Source organism: Nonomuraea lactucae, from assembly GCF_003313395.1.
GTDB lineage: Bacteria > Actinomycetota > Actinomycetes > Streptosporangiales > Streptosporangiaceae > Nonomuraea > Nonomuraea lactucae.
On sequence record NZ_QNFZ01000420.1, the window covers coordinates 1 to 1028 of the forward strand.

Annotated in this window: 1 pseudogene; it reads right to left on the reverse strand. The window is 74.9% G+C overall.

Going from position 1 to position 1028, the window contains the following annotated elements:
* A pseudogene (locus DQW85_RS22330) lies at positions 1 to 1028 on the reverse strand (hypothetical protein); the annotation flags it as partial.

Below are 1028 nucleotides of genomic sequence, written 5' to 3' on the forward strand. Positions count from 1 at the left end.
AGCCGCCGTCGCAGCCGAGGAGCGCGGCCACGGCGTCGCACGTGGCCGGATGCCCGGCCAGGAGCGCGTCCGCCGGTCCAGTGCGTACGGGCACCGGAGCGGCCCGGCGGGCGGGCGTCGCGCTCCACGGTGGTGTCCAGGCGTCCACGTCCGCCAGCGCGGCGGGGAACGTGCGCCCGGCCTCCCGTACGAGCACCGGCACCAGCTCGGCCGCCTGATCCCACAGAGTGGTGATCAGTTTCGGCAGCCACGGCAGCAGCACGGAGTCGGGCAGCCGCGCGAACGCCTTGGACATCACCTCGACCACGAACGGCGCCAGCGACGGCACCGACTCCAGCGCCTGCACGAACCCGGTGATGTAGAGCGGGAACGCCGGGATGACGAGCGGGTTGGCGAGCAGCTCGTCGCACCGGGAGCGGAGCTCGGCGAGCGGCAGCAGGCCGAGCTGCGACCGGGCCGCCCACAGCAGCGCCACCTTGGCGGGCACCTCGGGGTGCGACTGCTGCACGGCGAGCTCCAGCTGGGCCCGTTCGCATCCGAGGGACAGCGCAAGGCCCTCCATGGAGAACAGGAACCCGAGCATGGCGCCCACCTGCCGGACGCCGGTGTCGTCGGCCACGAACGCGGTCGGCAGCAGGGTGCAGTAGTGCGCGTAGCCGCCGGTCACGAACGCCTCGCACCAGGCGGGCAGCTCCGGCTCGGTGGCGCGGTAGTGGGCGAGCAGCCGCCGGATCCGGCGCAGCACTATCGTCTGGCTGGAGGCGGAGACGAGGTCGTGGTCCACGCCGCGCCACCCGGTGATGGCCAGCTCGTGCAGCCAGGAGCGCGGCGCGCTGAGGAGGTTGCCGGCGTCGGGCGCCAGGGCGGGCGGGGCGTCCCACTCCATCCGGGTACGGCCCAGCGCGGTGTCGAGCCGGGCCAGCAGGGCGTCGTGCACCGCGCCGAGCAGGGCGGTGCGCGCGCCGGCCAGTGCGGTCAGGTGCTCGCCGGCGACCGACCCGGCGGAGATCTTGGCCACCGCCTCGCCC